The 22,383-nt window shown below is 57.0% G+C and carries 17 protein-coding genes; 14 read left to right on the top strand and 3 right to left on the bottom strand.

Going from position 1 to position 22,383, the window contains the following annotated elements:
* Positions 1-68: 68 nt before the first annotated feature.
* The 4 genes from COMA1_RS10475 (at position 69) to COMA1_RS10460 (ending at position 7,464) form a co-directional block, all read left to right on the top strand.
* Positions 69-1,808: a type I secretion system permease/ATPase gene (locus COMA1_RS10475; RefSeq protein ID WP_218055360.1), complete on the top strand. Its 1,740-nt coding sequence runs from the start codon at positions 69-71 to the stop codon at positions 1,806-1,808.
* 79 nt (positions 1,809-1,887) lie between these two features.
* A complete protein-coding gene (locus COMA1_RS10470) occupies positions 1,888-3,237 on the top strand; it encodes an HlyD family type I secretion periplasmic adaptor subunit (protein WP_090747987.1) in 1,350 nt (449 codons plus the stop codon).
* Positions 3,238-3,312: 75 nt separating this feature from the next.
* The gene (locus COMA1_RS10465; RefSeq protein WP_176697993.1) at positions 3,313-4,656 is read left to right on the top strand and encodes a TolC family protein; all 1,344 of its coding nucleotides are present in this window, start codon (positions 3,313-3,315) and stop codon (positions 4,654-4,656) included.
* Positions 4,657-5,475: 819 nt separating this feature from the next.
* Complete coding sequence (locus COMA1_RS10460) at positions 5,476-7,464, top strand: hypothetical protein (protein ID WP_176697992.1); 1,989 nt, start codon at positions 5,476-5,478, stop codon at positions 7,462-7,464.
* A gap of 175 nt (positions 7,465-7,639) precedes the next feature.
* Here COMA1_RS10460 and COMA1_RS10455 read toward each other — a convergent pair whose 3' ends face one another.
* Positions 7,640-9,130 carry a class I SAM-dependent methyltransferase gene (locus tag COMA1_RS10455; protein ID WP_090747979.1) on the bottom strand — a complete coding sequence of 497 codons (1,491 nt, stop codon included), beginning with the start codon at positions 9,128-9,130 and terminating at the stop codon, positions 7,640-7,642.
* Between the two features lie 80 nt (positions 9,131-9,210).
* Positions 9,211-9,588, bottom strand: a complete 378-nt coding sequence (locus COMA1_RS10450; RefSeq protein WP_176697991.1) for a cupredoxin domain-containing protein — start codon at positions 9,586-9,588, stop codon at positions 9,211-9,213.
* Between the two features lie 310 nt (positions 9,589-9,898).
* Here COMA1_RS10450 and COMA1_RS21075 point away from each other — a divergent pair, with 310 nt between their 5' ends.
* The 4 genes from COMA1_RS21075 (at position 9,899) to scpB (ending at position 13,460) form a co-directional block, all read left to right on the top strand.
* Positions 9,899-10,423: a hypothetical protein gene (locus COMA1_RS21075; RefSeq protein ID WP_176697990.1), complete on the top strand. Its 525-nt coding sequence runs from the start codon at positions 9,899-9,901 to the stop codon at positions 10,421-10,423.
* A 126-nt stretch (positions 10,424-10,549) separates the two neighbouring features.
* Entirely contained in the window at positions 10,550-11,749 is a 1,200-nt protein-coding gene (locus COMA1_RS10440) for a pentapeptide repeat-containing protein (protein ID WP_090747973.1), read from the top strand.
* A gap of 71 nt (positions 11,750-11,820) precedes the next feature.
* Positions 11,821-12,630: a segregation and condensation protein A gene (locus COMA1_RS10435; protein WP_090747971.1), complete on the top strand. Its 810-nt coding sequence runs from the start codon at positions 11,821-11,823 to the stop codon at positions 12,628-12,630.
* A complete protein-coding gene (gene scpB, locus COMA1_RS10430; RefSeq protein ID WP_176697989.1) occupies positions 12,627-13,460 on the top strand; it encodes an SMC-Scp complex subunit ScpB in 834 nt (277 codons plus the stop codon). The genes COMA1_RS10435 and scpB overlap by 4 nt, the downstream gene beginning before the upstream one ends.
* 97 nt (positions 13,461-13,557) lie before the next feature.
* On the opposite strand, the gene COMA1_RS10425 is transcribed toward scpB, so the two are convergent.
* On the bottom strand, positions 13,558-14,466 hold the full coding sequence (locus COMA1_RS10425; RefSeq protein ID WP_090747964.1) for a hypothetical protein: 909 nt from the start codon (positions 14,464-14,466) through the stop codon (positions 13,558-13,560).
* A gap of 828 nt (positions 14,467-15,294) precedes the next feature.
* On the opposite strand from COMA1_RS10425, the gene urtA reads away from it, so the two are divergent.
* From urtA to COMA1_RS10395, 6 genes are all read left to right on the top strand, one after another.
* Entirely contained in the window at positions 15,295-16,665 is a 1,371-nt protein-coding gene (urtA, locus tag COMA1_RS10420; RefSeq protein ID WP_090747961.1) for an urea ABC transporter substrate-binding protein, read from the top strand.
* A gap of 148 nt (positions 16,666-16,813) precedes the next feature.
* On the top strand, positions 16,814-18,394 hold the full coding sequence (gene urtB / locus COMA1_RS10415; protein WP_090747958.1) for an urea ABC transporter permease subunit UrtB: 1,581 nt from the start codon (positions 16,814-16,816) through the stop codon (positions 18,392-18,394).
* Entirely contained in the window at positions 18,387-19,520 is a 1,134-nt protein-coding gene (gene urtC, locus COMA1_RS10410; protein ID WP_090747955.1) for an urea ABC transporter permease subunit UrtC, read from the top strand. The genes urtB and urtC overlap by 8 nt, the downstream gene beginning before the upstream one ends.
* Entirely contained in the window at positions 19,517-20,281 is a 765-nt protein-coding gene (gene urtD, locus COMA1_RS10405) for an urea ABC transporter ATP-binding protein UrtD (RefSeq protein ID WP_218055359.1), read from the top strand. The genes urtC and urtD overlap by 4 nt, the downstream gene beginning before the upstream one ends.
* A 24-nt stretch (positions 20,282-20,305) precedes the next feature.
* The gene (gene urtE / locus COMA1_RS10400) at positions 20,306-21,040 is read left to right on the top strand and encodes an urea ABC transporter ATP-binding subunit UrtE (RefSeq protein WP_090747952.1); all 735 of its coding nucleotides are present in this window, start codon (positions 20,306-20,308) and stop codon (positions 21,038-21,040) included.
* A gap of 411 nt (positions 21,041-21,451) precedes the next feature.
* Positions 21,452-22,159 carry a HoxN/HupN/NixA family nickel/cobalt transporter gene (locus COMA1_RS10395; RefSeq protein WP_090747944.1) on the top strand — a complete coding sequence of 236 codons (708 nt, stop codon included), beginning with the start codon at positions 21,452-21,454 and terminating at the stop codon, positions 22,157-22,159.
* Positions 22,160-22,383 lie beyond the last annotated feature (224 nt).

The raw sequence follows: 22,383 nt of genomic DNA, 5'->3' as shown, positions 1-22,383 counted from the left end.
TAATGTGAGTAATTACCGACGAACACCCACTGTCTTATGAACCCACTGCAGCGATGACGAATCCACGCATGCCTCTCCAAAAAGCTAGTTTAATGAGCCCCTTGTCCGATCTGGGGAAGGCGATCGCGGCCTGCCGGCAGTCGTTTCTGACGACGGCCTTCTTCAGTCTGTTCGTGAATCTGCTGATGCTCGTGCCGGCGATCTACATGCTGGCTATCTACGACCGGGTGTTGATGAGCGGAAGTGAGTCGACGCTCATGATGCTCACGGGGATCGCCGTGTTTCTCTTTCTCGTGCTGGGCGGCCTGGAATGGATCCGCACGCGGATCTTGGTGGCGACGAGTGCGCGGCTCGATGAACACCTGGGCGAACGAGTCTTCGACGCGATCTTCCGGCAGTCGTTGGCCAGCAGTGGAGCCAAAGCGACCTCACAACCGCTGAACGATCTCTTACAGATCCGGCAATTCTTGACCGGTCCGGGGTTGCTGGCCTTCTTTGATGCGCCCTGGATGCCGATCTATGCTGGGCTCATGTTTCTCTTCCATCCCTACTTCGGGCTCGTGGCGATCGGCTCGATGCTCTTTCTGGCGGGCCTGGCGATTTGGAATGAGCTGTCGACCCGCGCCGATCTCGCGGAGGCGAACCGCGAATCGATCGAGGCCACCCAGTTCACCCAGCGCAATCTTCGCAATGCCGAAGTGGTGGAGGCCATGGGCATGTTACCGCGCTTGCGGGCGCGCTGGCAGGAGAAACAGCTGCGGGTCTTAGCGCTGCAAGCCCAGGCCAGTACGAAGGGGGGCTTGATCAATGCCCTCTCCAAGACCTATCGGTTGACGATTCAATCGTTGGCGCTGGGGCTCGGGGCCTATCTGGCCATTCGGAAGGATATCTCCCCGGGATTGGTGATCTCCGGCTCGATTCTCTTGGGGCGGGCCCTGGCCCCGCTCGACCAAATGATTGCGGGCTGGCGGGGGTTTCTCGGCGCGCGCGAGGCCTACCAGCGGCTCGATACGCTGCTTCGCACGATTCCCGAGCGGGAGTCCCACATGACGTTGCCGGAGCTCCAGGGGCAAGTCACCTTGGAAGAGCTCGTTGTCGCCGTCCCGGGCAGGACGGAACCCATTCTGAAGGGCATCACGCTGACGATCGAGCCAGGCACGACGGTGGCCCTCATCGGGCCGAGTGCTGCGGGCAAATCCACTTTGGCACGGGCGCTCCTGGGCCTCTATCCTCCGGCGCGGGGGCGGGCCTGTCTGGATGGCGCGGATGTGCATAATTGGGATCGGACTCAGCTGGGACGCTATGTGGGGTACCTGCCCCAAGACGTGGAATTACTCGACGGGACCGTCGCGGAGAACATCGCGCGCTTCGGTGACGTGGAGGCCGAGCGGGTGATCGAAGCCGCGCAATGGGCGGGAATCCACGAGATGGTGTTGACTTTGCCCCAGGCCTACGATACGCCCCTGATCGGGGGAGGCGTCGCGCTCTCGGCGGGACAACAACAGCGCATCGGGATCGCGCGAGCCATCTATGGGAACCCGAAAGTCGTGGTGCTCGATGAACCCAATGCCAACCTCGACGCGGAGGGAGAAGAAGCGCTGACCGCGACGCTCAAGCAAGTACAGAAGAGCGGAGGCACGGTCATCCTGGTCACCCATCGCCCGAACGTGCTGAAAGTGGTGGACAAGATTGCCGTCGTGCGTGACGGCAAACTGCTTGTGTATGGTCCGCGTGATGAGGTTTTAGCGGCGCTGGCCCGCGCCCAGTCCCAGGGGAGCCAATCACGACCGGCGATCGGGGCGGCCTAGGATCCTGTCATACCCGTGGTGTTGGGGCCGAAGGTGGGAAGGGGAATGCTCATGGCTGTCTGGAGGGGAACGGTGTCTTGTGGCTGAACACTTGCTGACAAGTCCCCCACGCCTGTTGAGTGACGATCGAGCGATTCGCCGACAGGGGCTGGCGCTCGTGCTGGTGGTCTTCGGCGGCTTCGGGGCCTGGGCCTCGCTCGCGCCGCTCAACAGTGCTGCCTTGGCGCCTGGAGTCATCACCGTGCAACATTACCGCAAAACCGTGCAGCACCTTGAGGGAGGCATCATTCGGACGCTCGCGGTGCATGATGGCGACCCTGTGAAGTATGATCAAGTCCTCGCCACCTTGGACGATACCCAACCCCGCGCGCAGCTCGAGGTCCTGCGGGGGCAGCTCTATATCCTGGTTGCGCAGGAAGCGCGCCTGGCGGCCCAGCGCGACGGGCTCCGGGCTGTGCGGTATCCCGAGGAATTGCTGGCGCACCGAAGCGATCCGCGTGTGCAGGAAGCCATGCGGCTGCAGGATCAGACCTTCAAAGTACGCCAGGCGGCCAACGACGGGGAGAGTGCGGTGTATGGCCGACAGATTGAGCAACTTCGGGCCAAGATAGAGGGGCTCCAGGCGCAGAAGCACAGCAAGGATCGTCTCGTGGAGTCTTACCGGGGTGACGTCACCGACTTCAGGAGCCTCTTGCAGGAAGGGTTCACCGAGAAGCAGAAGGTCGAGGAAATGGATCGTGCCTTGGCACAGAGTGAGGGGCAGCGGGGGGAACTCGTCTCTGATATTGCGGCGAGCGAGTTACAAATCGGGGAAATCGAGCTGAAAATCTTACAATTGCAAAAGGACCTCCAACGGGAAGTCGCCAAAGAGCTAAGCGAGGTACAGTCTGGCTTGTTCGAAGTGCGGGAAAAAGTCCAGTCGCTGGAGAGTACGGTCAACCGGTCGGTCATCAAGGCTCCCGTTTCTGGGATGGTGCTGGGGTTGACCCTGCATACCATCGGGGCGGTGATCCCTCCAGGGGGGCGGCTGCTGGATGTGGTGCCACAAGATGAGAAGCTCATCATCGAAGCCCAAGTGGCCCCTATCGACATCGATCGGGTCAAGGTGGGACAGGTGGCGGAAGTGCGATTCAGCGCGTTCAAGAGCCGCGATCTTCCGACGATCGAAGGGACGCTGATCAGTGTGTCGGCGGATCGGATCGTCGAGGACAGCAAAGACAAGAAGGAAAGCCGAGGCGGCGAGACGGCCTACTACCTGGCCCGCGTCGAAGTTTCCTCAGAGGGACTAGAGGCATTGCGCAGGGCCGAACTCGACTTGGTGCCGGGGATGCCCGTGGAGGTCCTCATCAACACCGGGGCACGGACCCTGGTGCAGTATTTGCTGAAACCCCTGACGGACAGCTTCAAACGCTCCTTTATCGAGGATTAAACGCCGGCACAAACCGGGGGCCCGGCAAGCCGGTTCGGCATGCTGATGGCGCGGCCCAGTACCGACGAGACACCTATGTGGAATCGATTGCGGCTCATCTGGCTCTTCACCATCCTGCTTCCGGCGGCGGCGGCGGCCGACGGACCACCGACGAATTTGCTGCAGCTCTACGATCTGGCTCTGGCCACCAATCCGGTGGTGGAAGGCCGGAAATATGGCGTGGCGCAGGCGGAGGCGCAAAAAGATCAGGCGCGCAGCAAACTGTTGCCTCAAGTCTCCGGCACGGGGTTCGTCTCCTGGAACGAATTCACCCAGGAAATCCCCAACCGTTTCACCGGGCAGACCGGGCATGTCACCTCGCAGTATCAGGGACTACGCGGTGTGGTGCAGGCCCGCCAGGCCCTCTTCGACCTATCGTCGTTTCGCGCCTATCAAGGCTCGGGATTCACCGTGAAGCAGGCCGAGCAGGACTTGGAGAGCGCCCGGATGGAGCTGGCCACGGATTTGGTCGATCGGTACCTCGAGTTCTTGGAGGCGCATGACGAAGCCGGCTATGTGCAGAGTGAGCTGGACTTGACGGACGGCGAGATGCAGCGGATCCGCCGCATGTACGAACGCGCGATGGCGAAGGTGACGGATCTGTATGAGGTCGAGGCCTACTATCAAACGCTCAAGACGCGCGAACTCGAAATCCACAATGCCAAGGCTGTGGCGCTGGAAAAGGTGCGGGAGGTGGTCGGCGTGCCGGTGGCTGATTTGGCGCGGCTCGCGAACGAGGCGTTGCCGCCGGTGCCCGGCCAGGCCGACCAGTGGGTCACGGACGCCGTGAGGCGGCATCCGGCGATTCAGGCGTTGCAGTATGCGATGGAAGCTTCGGCCAAGACCATTGCCAGTCAGTGGGCGAACCATCTGCCCCAGGTGTCGCTGCAGATGTCGGGGATCTATGCCAAAAACGGGGGGTTCGACAACCGCCAGCTCGATCCCTACACGGTGGGGACCTTGGGGGTGCAGCTCAATGTGCCGTTGTATTCCGGGGGAGGCACGAGTGCCGCCGAGCGTGAAGCCGTGGCCCGCTTCGAAATGACCAAATACAAGCACCTGGAAAAGCAGCGGGAGGTCGAACGGGAGACCAGGACGGCCTATCTCAATGCGCAAACGGGCTACTCGCGGATCGCCTCGACGATGCGCGAAGTGGATGCGCGGATCAAGGCTCGGGATGGGCAGCAACGGGGGTATGAGTTGGGGGCGGCGACTATCGTGGCCGTGCTCGAAGCCAAAAAAAACCTCCTGAAATCACGGTTCGCCTCTGCTAAGGCTCGCTACGACTATCTGCGGTCGCTCGTCGCCCTGCGGGTTTGGGGCGGGACCCTCACGCGCACGGATATAGAAGAAATCAACGGGTGGATGGCTCAGAACTGAGGGCCCCATCCGGCCAGGGTTACGTGAATGCATGTCTGGCTTGAGCCTCGCCGCAATCCTGCGGCGACAGCCGATTCCAGCCGGAGAGGTGGATTCCCCAGACGTGGCGATCATGAAAGCAGCTCTCCCTCTGTCTGCGTACTTATCCTGAAACTCATTGTCCCGTCCAACCGGCGTTTCCCATAATCAGCCAGATTCCATGTGCCTGTCTTGCCGTCTAGCCCGCCGGGTTCTCACGATTTATCATCCCTCAATGATGCGGAGTCGCGTTGTGGCTCTGAGTCAGGCGGCGCCACTGAGCCCGTGCTGACAGGTGACCACACGCGGCGAGCCGGGTGACGCCCTTCGTGAATTGCGACATCGTACGCTTGAGATGATGCTGAATGGCTCTCAACCGACAGAGCCTCCGACGCGGTGCGCGGCTCTGGGTTGTTCAAATATGGGCACCACCGGAGGTGTGACCGTACAATTACTCCAGATCCCTTGCCGAATTTGTGCTGTCAGGGTGGAGCCCATTCTTCGAACTCGTGGATTTTAGGAAGCCTAACCTACCGGCACGTCGCTTGCTCATTTTCCTCTCGCTCATGCGGCCAAGGGGGCTGACCTCCCAAGACCGTACGTATTCTGATCCGTCAATCTCTAACAGAGTGAGGGAATCGATGGTATTGATCACGCTCGTGCTGTGCCGTTCGCCGCACCGGTTTCACGTGTCAGATGCGTCCGCGTCGCTCGATCCGTTCCAGGGACGAAGTGATTGAGGGGGCGACGCGCTCGCGACTAGTCGATGTGAGGGATTCTACGAACTCACGGAGGTGTTGTATGACGCGGAGCACGAGATCGTCGGCAGTGAGTGGAATGGTGACCGGTTTGTTCATGCTAGGACTCTTTGGAACCGCCTACGCGCATGAGGGCGACCTCCATCAGTTGCTGGGACAAGGCAGGCCCCAGCCCTTTGTCGGTGGGCAGCCTGTGAAATTCGACGGCGATGTGGAGGTGATTCATGGAGATGGTGCCGACGTCGCCCATTCCTTCGTTCGCTATTTCGTGCGGAACGTTACGACGCATGAACTGTTTGAGCTCGGTTTCGATGACCCTTCGTCGGTCGGTCTGCTCACGGGGCGACGGGTCACGGTGCGTGGGCGGCAGCAGAACTCCGTGGTCTGGGTCAAGGATGTGGCCGCACTGGATTCCGGTGGTACCACCACACAGGACAGCACGGCGACGGCGCCGGTGCTGTCCGAGCGGACGGCCATCGCCATTCTCGTCAATCTGAATGACGCGACACTCTGCAGTGACGTGACGGCGTGCACCTATACACCGGCCTACGTGGGAGACAAGATCTTTACCGCGACGCAATCTATGCGAGCGCTGTATCTCAACAGCTCTTACGGGCAAGTGACGTTCAAGACCGATACCGACGGCAACGGGCAGCCGGATGTGGTGGGACCGTTCAACCTGTCCCTATCCAAGGTCGGCTGTAACTGGTCCTCGTGGGGGAATGCTGCCGACAGCGCGGCTCAGGCGGCTGGTATCGATTTGACGCTCTATCAACACCGTATCTATGTGTTGCCGCCCCATTCACAGTTGCCGGACTGCGGCTGGGCTGGGTTGGCCTATATTGGTGGTAGTAAGTCCTATATCGCTGAGCCCCAGTCCATGATGGTGTATGCCCATGAGTTGGGCCACAACCTCAATATGGCACATGCTGGGACAGACCCGGAAAATGACGGGGTGATGAACGTGGAGTATGGCGATTCCTCGGATCCTATGGGCAGCTCGAGGGCGCTGCGCAACTTCAATAGCCCGCATCTGCACCAGATGGGGTGGCTCAACGTCTTTCCCAATGCCGTGCAGACGGTCACGACGTCCGGGTCATATCAACTGGGGGCTATCGGAACGACGCCGGACGGCACTCTCCCGCAGGCGTTGAGAATTTTCAAGCCGAACACCAATGAGTATTACTACCTCTCGTATCGGCAGGCGACAGGATGGGATGCAAGCCTGCCCTCCACCTACACGCAGGGGGTGAATGTTCATCGCTATAAGGGATCAGGGTATGGCTACACCTATTTCCTCCAATCCCTGTCCACGACGGGACTGTTCATGGACAACGCGAATGGGATTACCGTCGTGCCGGTGACGAACGGGAGCGGCAGTGCTACGGTACAGGTGTCGTTCGGTTGTGCCGCGAACCCGCCAGAGGTGTCGCTTACGCCGGCTTCTGTTTGGGTGAAACCAGGAAGTACCGTGTCCTTAAGCGGGCAAATCACGAATCGCGACTCAAGTGGTTGTAATGGGACGACCTTTGTCCTGTCGACCAGTGGGATCGGCAGCGTGAATCCGGGATCTGTAGGACCGCTCACCTCCGGGCAAGTGGGGTCGGCAACCGTGACGGTGACTCCAACGAGTTCCGGTACTGTGACCCTTACGGCTCATGATGGCGACGGCCAGGATCCGATTCACAGTCAGGATGGTGTGGGTACGACCCAGATCAATGTCGATGCGTCGTCCCCTACGGCTCCGAGTGGGTTGACGGGGGCAGCCGTGCAAACTGGAGGGGTGGCCCTCTCCTGGAACGCGGCGTCCGACAGTGGTTCAGGTCTGAAGAGTTACTACATCTACCGCAACGGGGTGTTGTTGGGGACGACTACCGAACTTTCCTACAGCGATAGGACGGGGACAGGCGGGGCGCTCTACACCTATGGCGTGACTGCCGTCGATCAAGTGGGAAATGAGTCGGGGCTGAGCAATACGGTAGCTGTCACCTACACGGTGAAGACCAGGGGTGGAAAAGGGCGATCGAAATAACCGCAGCGGCCTGGTCGATCTTCCTGAGAAGACGACCAGGCCATCTCCGTCCTCTGCTTGCCTTCTTGCCTCGAGATGCTTCTGGTGAGTTCTCTCAAAGCCGCTCTGGGTCCATCGGGTACGACGGGAGCGCGGTCAGCGAGCACTGAGAGCGACCCAGGCTACCCTCAAGCCCTCACTTCTGCGAATACCACCGATAGCCTTTGTTCTCGGTGAACTGGGCTTTTGGCGCGCCGCCCGGCTTTTCCAGCAGCAACACCTTAAAATCTTGCAGGCCGAACCAGGCTGGGTCGGCAAGGTCGTGGTAATGGAGGCCTTGCAGCTTGGGGAGGATGTCGCCTAGCGCCTGTTGTAATTCCTTTTCGCTGTAGGCACGCACGGCGAAAGGATGGTTGATGGCCTGACAGAATCGCTGGATGGTATAGGTGGCACCGGTGCAGAGCACTTTTGTGTTTGGCTTGAGGCCGAGAAACTGTGGGAGTGATAGATAGCGTTCTTGGAACCCCAGCCAGCGCACGGCTTGTCGCAGGTGACTGTATTGCACTTCGTACTCGGTGTGGCCTGGTAACTTCACAGGAGCCGGCCAGCCTTCTTCGATGCCGAACTCGGTCAGAAACGCTCGCCCACCCGGTTTGAGGACCCGCCACAATTCGGCGACAAAGCGAATCGGCCCTACGTTAAAGATCACCGAGTCCGGTGGGTTGACCTCGATGGGGAGGCGAAGCCGCCTGATCCAATCGAGCGCTTCCTGATGTTGTGGGGTTTCTCCGGTTCCAGATACCAGTTCCTTCTTACTCAGCTGCACCGGCGTCATGTCAGCCATATTTTCATTGTCGATCACCAGATCAACAGAGAGATCGGCAAAGGGCAGCTGTTCAGCATTGGCTCTGGTGCCGGTGACAGCCCATCCGCCTGCTTTGGCCCGAGTAACTTGGCGTTTCAGAAATGGTTGGGTGATATCGAGCGAGAGGTAGTTGATCCCTTGCTTCTCAAATGGGAGCAGATCCTTCCCGAGTTCCTGTGCAAGGTACCCGAGGCCACCCCCGATCTCCAGCAGGACTTTCGGCTTAGGCGTGAACCAGCCGAGTCGCCTGAGTTGTCGCATGAGCAGTCGACCATAAGTCAGATTGTCCAAAGCCTCGCTGGGTTCTCGGAAGAGATGGGAGACAGTAGTTTCAATCAGATCAAAATGGCCGTCGTCCTCCGAGCTCTCGGTCAGCTCGTGGTGATGGAATTCTTCCAGGTGGTGCTCACCTTCGAAGCCGTCTTGCCCGGACCAGCCTTCACGGACTTGTTGAAGCAGGACATCCCACTTGGCTTTGTGTCTGTGGCCTCCAGGTGGTTCAGTCCCGTAATAGCAGAGAGAATAGTTGGGGGTCGCCCATCGTGCCAAGTGCCAGGACCCAGGCTGCCCATCGGGCCCGCAGATCTTCGTGCCGTATTGCTCAAGAAGAGTTCCCACGGCTGTATGACCATTCATGGCCTTGAGCAGGTCCAACCCGGTCTGGTTCAGCCGGATCAACGGGAGGTCGTCATCAAGTGGAGCCAACCACCATTCGTCAGGTTGGTGCTGGTAGGCGACCAGGTCCGGAATATGCCAGGCCAATAGGGTCAGTGTTTCTCCGGTCAGGATCAATGGATCGCGGATGGCGGCAACGGCTTTCATGATCACAAGTTCTCTGTGTAGAACAGTCGGTAAGCTACAGGAGCGGTCGGCATCTCTGCAAGCCGGCAATGGGTGCTGTTTTACAAGCGAGCGGGGGTTGAGGAATCCTCGGTCACGATCAGCTGCCCGCGCATAATGGGATGGATTCCACAGTGATAGGCATATCGACCAGGAGGGAGGCCTTGAATGGTAAACTGTCCCCCTGGGGGAACCGTTCCAGAATTGAAGAGGCAGGTGCTCTCGTCGTTCACACAGCCATTATGCGTCACCGTGTGGTGCGTTGGTGTTGGATTCTCCCAGCGGATGGGTGTGCCACTCACCACAGTCGCGGCAGCCGGAACGTAATAGGGCGAGCCATTTTCCATAAGAATCTGTGTGGCTGGAGAAAAATCAAGGGCCGGCCCTCCCACAGTAGCCCCAATCCCTAGGGCGATGGTCAGGATGTGCAGTCGGTTCACAGGGGTCATACTCCTCAGTGCGATGTATTGATAGTTGAGTAAGAGCCTTGAAAATAGCTAAGGATTCAGCTGTGTCTTCTCCGGGCCTTCATCATAGCATGTTGCCGTCTGAGTGTTTGACCTGTGTGTCTGAGGCGCCCGGCGGCGTTCATCTTTCTCGTCATCGGCGGCGCGCGAGTTTCTGATTGGACCCAAAGTAATGAGAGTTGCGGAGGGTCGTAGAAATCATGATGGAGGTGGTTGCAAGAGCCTGTTCGTTCATGCTAGATGGAGGCCGTTGCGCCGCGCTGAAACGAAGAGGAGGATCGGAATGGCGAACAAAAAGAAGAAAGCCGTCGCGAAAGCGTCGTCCAAGACGAAAAAGGCCGTATCGTTGCCGAAGAAAAAAGCAGTAGCTAAGAAAGTGGTAACGAAGAAGGCAGCGGTGAAGAAGGCCGTGAAGAAGCGAGCGGTTGTCAAGGCGTCCAAGCCCGCCCCGAAGAAGAAACCGGCGGCCAAGAAACCAGCCGGCAAATCGGCGAAGAAAACGGCTGCCAGGCCAGCCAAGAAGACGCCCCAGAAGTCCATCCCTTCGAGCGCACCGGCCAAGCCTGTTGCGGATGAAGAGGAGATGACTCCTCGAAAGGCTCTCTCTTCGGTAAAGCCGGCCATGCCGATGGAGCCGGATGAGGCTGATTTGGAAGATGAAGATGTCGTTGATGATGAGTTAGAGATGGAGGATGAGCTCGACGAAGACGACGTGCGAGATGAGTTGGATCTCGACACGGATGATGACGGGGATGAGCTTATCGACAAGTCCGAAGAATTGCTGGACGACGATTATCGGCATAGTTAGTTGGCCGGAGTTTGGTGATAGCCCCGGTACAGTCTCTGCTCGCGCCGTTAGGTACACGGAACCTATCGTACGGGTAAGGATTTCAGCCTTGGGTCTAATCTTACTGTCCTGTATCGCTGCTGGAATATGAGTCGATCCAGCAGCGATGTTCGGGCGTTTCTTCAGTATCTCCTCGTCATTCAGCTGGAAGACAAGACTCCCCGTCGGCGCGCTCGCTCAGCGCTTGTGCAGATTCTCATGTTCAGGAAAAGAAAGACTTATGTAGGGGCGGTCCTAGTGGTCACCTTTGCGATCAGTCTTGGTGTGTCTGACGTCGGCGCCGCTTGTGTGGCCGAGGGAGAAGCGACGAAAGCAGAAGAGGTTGGACTTGTCCTCCATCTCCCGCCTACCTGTACGCAGGCGGAGCGGGATGCGCATAGCCTACGCGGCGAAAGGATTGTGGATGCGCTTCGGAAAGGGCATTCCGTCGATCTTGTTGGGGTGATTATTCAGGGGGATATCCTGTTTGATCGCCTCACTCCTCAGGCAATTCCTCAATCATCGATGACATCCGAGCTCCCGAGTCAGGGCAAGCCTGCCCGCAGCGAGGAGGAGCGTCGGGTTCCTGCGGGACTGAGAATACGAGATTCCATAGTACAGGGAGCGGTACGTCATCGTTCGGTCAGTAGTACCCTCCGGTTTGAAGGGCCTGTTGATTTTCAGGGCTCTCGATTTAAAGAAGGGGTGGATCTCTCCTGGTCGGTTTTTCAGAAAGCGGTTGATCTCTCCGGGGCTGTCTTTGAAAAAGAGGCCCATTTTGTTCAAGGACAATTTGTCGGCCCGTTGGCCTGTCGAGAGACAAGGTTCGGTCCGAGTACGAGATTTCATCGATCGGCGTTTCGAGGCTCGATGGACTGTACCGGCGCGCTCTTCGACGGGATGGCGGAATTTTTGGAAGTCACAGGTGAACAGCCGGTGGAGTTTGAACGGTCGAGGTTCGGATTGGGGACAGGATTTTCCGGCAGTCACTTCAAGAGTCGTATCAGTTTTCGCGACGCGATCTTCAGCCGTGAAACCTTCTTTACCTTTACGATTTTCACGGGGGAAGCCCTGTTTGCCGGTTCCCAATTTCTGGGGTCCGCAGATTTTTCGCATGCCGAGTTCAGGCAACAAGACGATCTTGCTCAGGCACGCTTCGATCATCCGCCCTTGTTTACTCAGGCAAAGCGGCTTGCGCCGCCGCAACCTGACGGTTTCCTTCAGACCAAGAATGGTCAGTATGTCCTCACCTTCGGGTTGCTCGTGGCGGCAGCGCTGCTTGTGGCCTATGCGATAAGGCTCAAATGATGTACGGTCAGTTATCCCCAATATATAGAATCAGGCTTGCCCACCTCCCCATAAGTTGATATAACCAGGCCGTGGAATCCCAAGCCGACGGGTTTGAGCAAACAGAGCTGCCGTATAAGGTCCGCATCGAAAATTTCGAGGGACCACTGGACCTCCTGCTCCATCTCATCAAGAAAAATGAGATCAATATTTACGACATTCCCGTCGCTCTGATTACCCAGCAGTACATCGAGTACCTGGAGGCGATGGAAGAACTCAACCTCAATGTCGCGGGAGATTTTTTAGTGATGGCGGCGACGCTGTTGCAAATCAAGTCCAAGATGCTGTTGCCCGCTGACGAGGTCACCGACGACGAAGAGGAGGGGCCTGATCCGCGGGAAGAGCTGGTCCGTCGGTTGCTTGAATATAAGGCTTACAAGGAGGCTGCGCGGCAGCTCGATGATCAAGAGAAAATGTGGCGTGAGATCTTTTGGCGTGAGGACGCCTATCAGATCGAAGCAGTCGCTGAAGAGGATCTTCCTCTCGAAAATGTCTCATTGTTCGATCTGGTTGATGCACTCAAAAAAGTGCTTGAGCGTAATCCGGACAGCCGGCTCATCGAGATCGTGCCCGACAATCTCACGGTGCGGGAACGGATGAATCTCATCCTGGAAACGCTTGAGGGCAAAGACTCGGTCTCGTTCGCGGCGCTGTTTGAAGGATCGATCCATCGGATGATGGTGGTGGTGACGTTTTTGGCGTTGCTGGAATTGATGCGGTTGCGAGTCGCCCGCGTGTTCCAAGCCGAAACCTTCGGGCCGATTCTGGTCTCGCGGATGTTCTCGTTGGTGCCCGATCCAGCAGAGCTGGACGATGTTGATGCGGAATGGAGGGGAGCATGACGCCACTGACGGCGGATGCGGTTGATGAGATGGATGTGCCGGACACCGAGGCTGTGATTACTGCGGGTACGGAAGATATCGTGACGGTGGAAGAGGTGAATGAAGCGCCGCATTCGGAGGGCTTCACTGATGATCGGCCCCAAAGTATGGCCGAGCTCCAAGGCATTCTGGAGGCACTGCTCTTCATCTCAGCCGAGCCGCTGCCCGCAACTCGCCTTGTCGCTGCGATCGGCACGGTCTCGAAGGGGGAAATCGAGGAGGCCTTGCACCATCTCGGCCGGGCGCTCGATCAAGAAGGGCGGGGCGTGCGATTGGTGGCGGTCGCTGGTGGCTATCGCCTTGTGACCAAACAGGATTATGCCTCGTGGGTGAAACGATTGGACAAGGCCAAGACGGCGGCAAAGCTGTCACGATCTGCATTGGAATCACTGGCCATCATCGCCTACAAACAGCCGTTGGTGCGGGGAGAGATTGAAGAAATCCGAGGCGTGGAAACCTCCGGCGTCTTGCGAACGCTGTTAGAGCGAAAGCTGGTGCGAATCGTCGGGCGCAAAGAAGTCCCAGGCCGGCCGATCATGTACGGGACGACCAAGTTCTTCCTTGAGCACTTTGGGTTGAGCGATCTCTCGCAATTGCCCCCCCTGCGTGAGTTCAAAGAGCTTGGCGAGGCCGAACAGGCACTCTTACCGATGGATGGTAGCGACATTCAGTTTGCAGATGGGGAGGTCCAGACGATCGATGCAGAGGCGGAACCGTCAATGAACGGTGAGCTGCAAATAGCTGTTCCTCTCGAGGAGAGTTTAGATCCGATCCCAACCTCTCAATCCTGAAACAACACTTATCGCAATAGATAAGGAGTAGGCTCACTCCTCGCTTCGGTCCTCAGAAGCGGAGCTGCACCCCTGATGCTGAGCCTGCCATAGTTGGCTACGGAGTGGGCTTTTTCTTGAGCGGTGGATTCTTCAATCGCTGAAGCTCAGCTTCCTGCTCGTCAACTTTCTTTCGCAGCGCCTTCATTTCTTCCTTAAACGCCTGCAGCTCAGTATCCTGCTTCACGACCGGTTGGGCTTGAGGCGGTGCCGTCACCACCGGGACCGGTTGTGGAGCTGGAACGGGCGGTGGAGGAGGCGTGAGCAGCCTGGCCAAGAGTTGATAATCGATGGCGAGCGACCGATCTTCTGATTTTCCAATCCAACTCGATCGATCATAGACGTCAGAGCGAACCGCTCCTTCCGGCAAGAACGTCACCTCTCGGTCTCGGAGACCATCGGTGTCCGGGAGCGGGCGTGGCTCCTTTTGACTTGCGGTCGGTCGCTTCCCCGGATAGTGGCGGTATTGCGTCAAGGTAACATGCAAGGACAGGCCGTCCGCGAACAGGTAGCCCGCAGTCGTCTCCCGCTGTTGAGCGGTCTTGGCGGATGGGGCGAGGTGCGGTGTGGAATAGATGCGGAACCCAATGCGTTGCGTGGCATTGGCTTGGGCCAGGGCAGCGGTAATATGCGGAGTCAGGAAGGCGATCTCATCCTCGGAGAACGTCCGAATATCGTTCAAGTTCGTCGATTTCGCGGCTTTGCCGAGGAGTAACAGAAGTCCGGATTTTTCTTTAGTGTGGATGCCTCGTAAGACATCTCCAACAGTCGTTTCTGACAGCTTGATGGGGTGTGACGCCTGGAAGGAGCTGTCTGAAACAGGCTCGAGGAAGACCGACCCAATGGAAGTCTCCTGAATCGGGGTCGTTGGGTGTGAGCCGGCACACCCGGCCATCAAGAGAGGTAGGCCGCCCAGTATGAGCAGGCTCAACTTCAACGTGAATGATCGGGATGGTGTGTGCTTCATCGTATTGTGTGCTCGTGTGTGAAAAACGATACGTAGTGTAGCAGGAAGAGTCGGTAAAAACAAAAATGTGCCGTGTCGACTCTCGGCAGATCTCGGATCTTCGTACGTCAATCAAGAGTCGGCTTTCTTCGTGCTGTGTGGTCGATCTTCCCGTCGTGAACGAACCAAAACGAGCATAGGTGAGGGGCCTAATGGACTGGCTCTGTTGAAAGTATTCGACGGCAGGGTTGGATCGTTTTGTTGCGGAGAAGGATGTGCAGATAACCGATCTCAGCAGACCTGGCGGCTTGCCACTCATCCGATCGCTGAGGTTTCGACGGAGTCTTGACCGCACGTGTAGAGATTGTTTTTTGAAGAGGAAGACGAAATAGTTGTATTGGCGGGAGTGGTTTTTCAGCTTGGCTTTGCAAGCAGCAGCCTTTTTCAATCGATAAGGAACAGTCCTTGACGCGGTGAATAGTAATGTATACACTCTTGCATCCAAATTGTCGGGCGAGTCTTTATGGGCGTACTTGTGTCGGAGCCTATGTCAGATTTGAGTAAATCTACCTCCCAATGGCCTGTGACGCCGGCTCTAAGGCGTTGTTCATATGCCTCACGTATGTGTCGCCTGATTTCCACCAGCGTTCAGATCCTGTTGCGAAAGGAGGGAATGCGTCTGAGCATGGGCCAAGTCGGTCAGTCTAGTCTTGTGCCGAAATTGTGTTGAACAAGGCTCAAGGACGAACCACTGGCGCCCGTGCAGGGGACTGGTCTGGACAGGATTCGAGGAGAACGGCATCCACCGGAAGTCTGCAACTCACGCATTCGAATAAGGAGTGATGCAACATGGACAAAACCCTGCCTCAAGATGTACCAGGCATCAAAAAAGCCACTGCCACTACGGAACAGACTGGGTCGTCGAGAAGAGAGTTTCTTGGACGGAGCGGGAGAGTCGCGGCCGGAGTCGGCGTGGCGGCGCTATTAGGGAACCTGGGCAACTATGCGCTGTCTTACGCGGCCGGTGGCCCACCGATTAAGATCGGGATCCTGCATTCCTTGAGCGGCACGATGGCGATCAGCGAAGTCTCGCTCCGCGATGTCGTCTTGATGGCGGTGGAGGAGATCAATAAGGCGGGCGGTGTGATGGGTCGGCAGGTTGAGGCCAAAGTCGTCGATCCGGCCTCGAATTGGGATCTCTTCGCAGAAAAGGCCAAGCAGTTACTCCTCGAAGATAAAGTCTCGGTGGTGTTCGGCTGCTGGACCTCAGTCAGCCGCAAATCGGTGCTGCCGGTCTTCGAAAAGAATAATGGGATGCTCTTCTATCCCGTCCAATACGAAGGCGAAGAGTGCTCCCGAAATGTGTTCTACACCGGGGCGGCCGTCAATCAGCAGGCGGCGCCGGCGGTCGAATACTTGATGAGTCCCGAAGGGGGCGGCTACAAGAAGTTCTACCTGCTCGGGACAGACTATGTCTATCCGCGCACGACCAACAAAATTCTTCGTGCGATGCTGTTGGCCAAGAAGGTCTCTGCCGCCAATATCGAGGAAGAATATACCCCGTTCCACCACCAGGACTATCAAACCATTTGCGGCAAGATTAAGAAGTTTGCCGCCGGTGGAGGGGCGGCGGTCATCAGTACCATCAACGGGGACAGCAATGTCCCGTTCTATAAGGAATTCGGCAACCAGGGCTTGCGTGCGGAAGATGCCCCGATCATGGCGTTCAGCGTGGCGGAAGACGAACTGCGCGGCATGGATACCAGTGCACTCGTCGGGCATTTGGCCGCCTGGAATTACTATCAGAGCGTGGACACGCCGCAGAACAAGAAGTTTGTGACGAGCTTCAAAGCCTATTGCAAGAAGAACAATCTGCCGGATGGCGAGAATCGGGTGACGGACGATCCGATGGAGGCGGCCTATTTCGGCGTGTATGTGTGGAAGCAGGCGGTTGAGAAGGCCGGCTCAATCGAAGTCGATAAGGTGCGTGCGGCGGTGTACAACCAGAAGTTCCTGGCACCGGGTGGGGAAATCATGATGGATTGCTGCAACCAGCATACCCACAAACCGGTGCTGATCGGTGAGATTTTGAAAAACGGCCAATTTAAGGTTGTTCACCGGTCCAAAGGGCTCGTCAAGCCTGAACCCTGGAGTGAGTATACGAACCCGGAAAAGGGTTGCGACTGGATCAGTCATCAAGGGACCTATCAAAAGAAATAAGACTGGGGCTGCAGAGCGGCTCTGAGTGTCACGGTCGTTCTGGATAGTGAGTCCGGTGTTTGTTGGGATGCGCTGACCTCTCTCGATTGAGAGAGGTCAGTCTCCGGATCTGTACCGACTGTTGCTGTCCTGTAAGGAGGTCATCTTGGTGATAGGTCTGGACCCTGTCTCGAAATATGTCTTTACACTCGCTCTTTCGGCCATCCTCCCGATAGGTATTCTCTCCACGTCAACACTGGCTGCCGATGGGGTGCCCTCTGCCGCCTTAGGGTTGGTTTCGCCGGCCAATCCAATTGAACAAGCGCTCATTGATATCAAGAGTGAAGATGCGGCAGTCCGGAGCGCGGCGGCGGCATTTCTCATTGAAAAAGGAGATGCCAGTCTCCTGCCTAAACTCGATGAGATTCGTGCCGAGGCTGATCGGGCTACTCGGCAAGCCATTAAGCCGGTCATCGATCTGCTTAAGAACCATGCAAATCTGACCAGTGAACAGGCGGATACCAGACGCTCCGCCGCCGCAGATCTAGTGGGCACCGGCCGGCCGGAGGCCACTACATGGCTTGAAGAGGCTGCGGCAAAGGAACAGGTGTGGTGGGTCAAGTATACGATGGAGGAGTCTGCCCAGCTGATCCAGCTTCGGTCTGAGGATCATGCCGTCAAACTGTCAGCCGTCAAGAAACTCGGAGAACTCAGGAGTCAGAATGGGCTGTCGGCGCTCAAGGAATTGTTGGAAGCAGGAACGCAAAGTGGAGCTACCGAGCAACAGCGAGCCTTGGCGGATTCAGCCCAAGCGTCCATCGGACAAATCGATTCCTGGAGTTGGTGGGCAGGTGCCGTTGAAACATTGTTCCGAGGCATCAGCCTCAGCTCTATTCTCTTGATCATGTCTCTGGGGTTAGCCATCGTCTTCGGCTTGATGGGCGTCATCAACATGGCGCACGGCGAGTTAATGATGGTGGGAGCCTATGCCACGTTTGTGACCCAACAGGCGTTCATCGCCTGGTTTTCTCCAGAGAGCTTCGATTGGTATTTCCCCGTGGCCTTGCCCGTCGCGTTTTTGTCGGCTGCCCTGTTCGGATTAGTGCTGGAAGCCACCGTGATTCGTTTTCTCTATGGGCGACTGCTCGAAACTCTCTTGGCAACCTGGGGTGTGAGCTTAATCCTGATGCAGGCGGCTCGTGTGTACTTCGGTGATTTGACCGCTGTCATTGCCCCACAAGCCTTGCGAGGCGGAGTGCAAGTCATGGTTGGGGTGTATCTTCCCTTTAACCGAATTTTTATCATCATTCTGTCGATCATCTGTGTCCTCGGGATCTATTTCCTCTTGTTCCGATCCAATCTTGGGGTTCGCGTAAGAGCCGTCACACAAAATCGCAACATGAGTGCGTGTCTCGGTATTCCGACCAGAAAAGTCGATTCGTACACATTTGCCTTCGCGTCTGGATTGGCTGGTATCGCAGGGTGGGCGCTGACGATGGTGGGAAATGTCGATCCCGGACTCGGGCAGAACTATATCGTCGATGCTTTCATGGTCGTGGTGACGGGTGGAGTCGGAAAACTGGCCGGAACCATCTGGGCTTCGTTGGGAATCGGCGGGCTGAACAAATTGATTGAACCGGTCAGCGGAGCGGTCTATGGAAAAGTCTTTATCTTGGTGGGTGTGATTTTATTCCTGCAATGGCGACCGCAAGGCCTGTTTGCCGCGAAAGGACGCAACGCTGATGCCTGAACCAGTGGTCACTCACCAAAACAACCGCGAAACGTTATCCTTTTATGTCGCAGGGTTCGTGTTGTTGGTCGTCTTGCCTGTATTGAATGTGTTGCCTAGCGAAGATTCCTGGCTCTATCTCTCGGACTTTCGATTGAATCAATTCGGCAAGTTTCTCTGTTTTGCCATTCTCGCGCTTGGGCTCGACCTGATCTGGGGCTATTGCGGTGTGCTCAGCATGGGCCAGGGTGTCTTTTTCGGGTTCGGCGCCTATTGCATGGGGATGTATCTGGCGCTGCAGATCGGGAAAGAGAGCGTCTATGGCAGTGAGCTCCCAGACTTCATGGTGTGGACGCAGGTCAAGGAACTGCCGTTTTTTTGGTATCCGTTCAAGAGTTTTGCCGGTGCTCTCTTGGGAGCGATTCTTGTTCCTGTCCTGTTCGCGACGATATTTGGGTTTCTCGCGTTTCGCAGCAGGATCAAGGGTGTGTACTTTGCCATTATCACGCAGGCCTTGGCGTTTGCGGCCTGGCTGGTGTTCAACCGGAATGAGACCAGACTTGGTGGAACCAACGGACTGACGGATTTCAAGCAGTTGTTGGGCTACCGGCTGTCCGATCCCTCGACGCAACGGTGGTTGTACATCATGACCGTGTTGGCCCTGGGCGCGGCCTATCTCTTCTGTCGATGGATTGTCGCATCACGAGCGGGGAAGGTGTTGATTGCCATACGAGATAGTGAATCACGTGTGACCTTTTCAGGATACACGCCCTGGATGTTCAAGCTGTTCGTGTTTGTCGTGGCAGCCGGGCTCGCGGGGCTATCAGGAATGCTCTATGTGCCGCAGGTCGGCATCATCACCCCGGCTCAGATCGGGGTCTTGCCGTCGCTGGAAGTGGTGATCTGGGTGGCGGTTGGTGGGCGCGGGACACTGATTGGGGCGATCTTGGGGGCGGTGGCCGTCAACTATGGCCGCAGTGTCTTAACGAACTATTTCCCGGAGGCCTGGCCGTTTATCCTCGGGGGGCTCTTTGTGATTGTGGTGACCATGTTTCCGGACGGGCTTCTCGGGATGATCAGGAAATTGACCGAGCGAAAAAAGACCCCAGCACCGTTGATCAAAGCGGAAGGGAGTACCGCAGCGTGACGGACGACAATCTGATTCTGAACTGCCAAAACGTCGTCATGGATTATGACGGATTCAAGGCGTTGAACAATTGCAACTTTAGCGTCCATTACAACGAGCTCCGTGTCGTGATTGGTCCCAACGGGGCCGGCAAGACCACCTTGCTGGATGTGATCTGTGGGAAAACCAAGCCGACGTCGGGCAAGGTCCTGTTCGGGAACGGGATCAATCTGGTCGGCAAGAATGCGGAGGACATCACGAAGCTCGGCGTGGGACGGAAGTTCCAAGCCCCATCCATCTATGCCAACTTGTCCGTGTGGCAGAATTTAGATTTGTCGGTCAAGCGAGCGAGCAAGGGCGTATTTCCGACCTTGATGGGACGGTCGACTCCTGCGGAACGTGAACGGATTGATGAGACGTTGGAAACCATTGGATTGATGGAGCATGCCCATGATCGCGCCGGTTCCTTATCGCACGGGCAGAAGCAATGGTTGGAGATCGGGATGGTGATCTTGCAGGATCCATCTCTCCTCCTCGTTGATGAGCCAGTGGCCGGCATGAGCGACAAGGAAACGGAGCAGACCGGTCAGTTACTGACGAAACTCTCGGGGAAACAAGCGATCGTCGTGATCGAGCATGACATGGACTTTGTGAGACAGATCGCGAACATCGTCACCGTGCTGGCTGAAGGGACGGTCGTGTGCGAAGGCACGGTCGAAACCGTGCAAGCGGATGAACACGTCCGCGCCATCTACCTTGGACGGGCAAAAGTCGCCCATTAGTCGAGAAAAGGAGTGGGGTGACGCATGGTACAGGACACGAAACGGGTCACGCTGACGCTGGAGAACGTCAATGCCTACTACGGGGAAAGCCATATTCTCCGGAATGTGTCCTTTACGATTGACCCGGGTGAAGTCGTGTGTCTTATGGGGCGAAACGGGGTCGGCAAGACCACGACGCTGAAAACGCTGACCGGGTTGCTTCCCGTGCGGGGAGGCAAGATCACGTTCGATGGGGTGGAGATCACCCATGACCGGACGGATCTCCGGGCGCGACAAGGGTTGGCGTATGTTCCGCAGGGCCGTGAGATCATTCCGCATTTGACGGTGTACCAAAATCTGCAGCTCGGCTATTGGAATCGTCCGGTCATCAGCGGAGACGTCTCCGAAAAAGACGCGTTCGACGAGGTCTATCAGTTGTTCCCGAAGCTGACGCAGATTCTTCACCGGCCTGGGGGTGTGCTCAGTGGCGGTGAGCAGCAACAGCTGGCGATCGGGCGGGCCATCCTCTCAAGCCCTAAACTCTTGTTGCTGGATGAACCCACTGAAGGCATTCAGCCGTCGATCGTCGACCAAATCGAGGACGTCATCATCGGGTTCAAACAGTCGCGCCGGTTTGCCATTCTGTTGGTGGAGCAGGGCCTCCATTTTGCCGCGCGCCTGGCAGAGAAGTACGTCATTATGGCTAAAGGAGCGGTGATGGCGCAGGGCAAGAGCGACGAGCTGAGCGCCGATATGGTCAGGCAGCACCTCACGGTGTAAGGCCACGTACGGCCACTCAATGTTCCGCGCGTTCGTGCCTGTGCTGCAGTAATCCTTGAGGAAAAGTGGAAAGTGTCGACTTCTCCCCTTCCTCATTCGTTCTTTTGCTTGCGAAAATTGTGAGGGCTGCTCAGCGAGAAGGTTTGTCCTTTCGAAATCCCGATCCTCAACTCCCCACGTCGCATCAGGTTCAAGGCGTTGCCAATCCCCTCAGGCTCAGAAGAAAGGTCATGGCATCTTCAGGGAGGAAAAAAAGATTTGAAATTTTTGGTAGATTCGGCTACGGTGTCAACCGTGTTATTGTATGGGGCGATTTACTAGAAGGTTCAGTTATATCTGTATGCGCTCCGTGCAGGGCTGGTTGCTCGTAGTGGAGAAGGTCATCCATGAGCAAGCTTCTCTTAGCATTGTATGCCTGAAACAGAATTGTTGACCTTACTTGGGGTTGGCTTCCTGCTTGGGCTCCGGCATGCCTTGGATACCGACCATCTTGCGGCGGTGTCGACTGTGCTTGCCGAGCGACCCTCGCTCCTGGCATCGGGAGCGGTTGGATTATGGTGGGGAATCGGGCATACCCTGACGCTGCTACTTGTCGGATCGGTCGTGCTTGCCTGGGGACTGCACATTCCTGCTCAATTCGAAATGGCCGCCGAAGCGGGAGTCGCCCTGCTCCTGATTATTCTCGGTGGGACGCTCGCCAGAAAACTCTATCGGGAGCGATGGCACGTGCACAGCCATCAGCACGATGGCGAGCAGCACGTACACTTCCATAGCCATCAACGACAAGAAGGTCACGGTCATCGGCATTGGATCGTGGAGTCGATCCGTCCTCTCTGTATCGGGATGGCGCACGGGTTGGCCGGATCAGCGGCATTGATGTTGATGATTCTTGCGACGACAACCGATATGACGTCGGGACTCTTGTCGATTCTGATCTTCGGCATCGGTTCGATCATCGGTATGATGATGATCGGTCTGACGATCAGTATTCCGGTTATTTATTCACGATCGCTCAATCAGCGACTGTTCAGGGGCGTGCAGGGAGCAGCCAGTCTTGCCAGCGTGTCGGTAGGCCTCTGGATGTTGGTGACGTTGGCACGGTCGGCTACGGGGAATTGAGCCTGCGAGCTGCTCTGTACAGTGGGATAGTAGGCATAGGATAGCGATAGGCTTGCTTCTGCGGATTGGGCGAAAGCTGTGCTCCTGAACCCTGTGGGCTATCTTTGGGGGTCATTTGAGTTAGAGATATGCTGTGCTAAAGAAGCCAACAAGTGAACCGTTTGGCTGTTGACATTTTTGTTTGCATTGCTTATTTATTCGCGCGGTCTTTTAGTTAGAGATTC

The sequence above is a fragment of the Candidatus Nitrospira nitrosa genome, assembly GCF_001458735.1.
Lineage (GTDB): Bacteria > Nitrospirota > Nitrospiria > Nitrospirales > Nitrospiraceae > Nitrospira_D > Nitrospira_D nitrosa.
The sequence above is the reverse complement of the archived record's forward strand: the minus strand, read 5'-3'. Positions and strand labels throughout refer to the sequence as shown.